2 protein-coding genes are annotated in these 1114 nt (G+C 35.7%); both read right to left on the reverse strand.

What is annotated here, in order from left to right; genetic code table 11:
- Positions 1-111: 111 nt before the first annotated feature.
- The gene (locus CD138_RS13695; protein ID WP_026066879.1) at positions 112-396 is read right to left on the reverse strand and encodes a hypothetical protein; all 285 of its coding nucleotides are present in this window, start codon (positions 394-396) and stop codon (positions 112-114) included.
- Positions 397-464: 68 nt separating this feature from the next.
- Positions 465-962 (reverse strand): tail assembly chaperone, encoded by a 498-nt coding sequence (locus CD138_RS13700; protein WP_096662179.1) that lies wholly within the window; start codon positions 960-962, stop codon positions 465-467.
- Positions 963-1114: the final 152 nt, after the last annotated feature.

Genomic DNA, 1114 nt, shown 5'->3' on the forward strand with positions numbered 1-1114 from the left:
CTGTTTCAATCTCGTTTGGCACGGAAGTTTTGGCCAGACGTTGTGCTTTACGTACTCCACGCTCAAAGTTTTTGATAATCGCATTGATACGTGCGTAGAAGTTTTTCTCCATTAGTTACCTCCCTTCTGATTTCCAAAGAACGCTTCTGCTTCTTCAATTTGTTTTTGTCTAATCATTTTGCGTTTTTCAATTTCTTTCTGTCTGTCATTTCTAATTTGAATATCATCTTTGAATAAGTTCTCACGGGCTTTTTTTATCTGCTGTTTCATAGGTTTTACACCTTTTTTACTTTGTGCCATTGCATTTGCTGTAGCAAGGTGCACATTATGTTCTAACATGTCTAATTCTCGCTCACGTGCGCCTCTTATCCAGTCTTGCCATTCTTTGGGTGTCATTAGATACAACTCATCAGAGCTGATATAACCTAAGTATTGTGCAGTTTTTGAACGTATCTCACTGTAATTTAGTAAGGTTCTTTGCCCATTAAGGTTACGTAAGTTTCTTTCATGAATTGGACTGCGTTCGCCGCTTCTTCTTTTTCTTCCTGTTTCACCATTTTTGGTCCTTGCGTCATTTGGAACCAGTACATCTTGAACTCTTCCTTGAAAAAACCAGATTCACCTAATACTTGAATAGCACCTTGTAATAAACCGAGTGTAGTACCCTCTTTTTCAATTACATCCTGAATAACTTCTTGAATTTCTTCTTTAGTCGGACGTTGTTTAAGGTGTGCAAGCGCACAATCCCAAAACTGTACGATAGCAATCGTCTTACGATTTAAAATGCCTTGTAGAATTTCGTGATAACCACTACCAACATTTCCATCTTTATCTTCTTTTGCGTACTTTTCTGCTTGAATGTCAAACATAAATGTACCTTTTGCTTTTAACTTTGCGTCTTTAAACTCTAATTCTGTAATAGGTTCGAATTTTTCTGATTGGAATACGTTATTTTTAGTCATTTAAATACCTCGCAATTTAAATTTGTATAAAAAAATAAGGGTGCTTCAAGCACCCATCAGACTGTCGACAAAGTCCTACGGACTTGTCGGCATTTTTTATTTCTTTAATATTTGTTTAATAACCTTTTCCCATTTTTTGTATAATAATAGTA

Origin of the sequence: Staphylococcus intermedius NCTC 11048, from assembly GCF_002902385.1 — a bacterium.
Classification (GTDB): Bacteria; Bacillota; Bacilli; order Staphylococcales; family Staphylococcaceae; genus Staphylococcus; species Staphylococcus intermedius.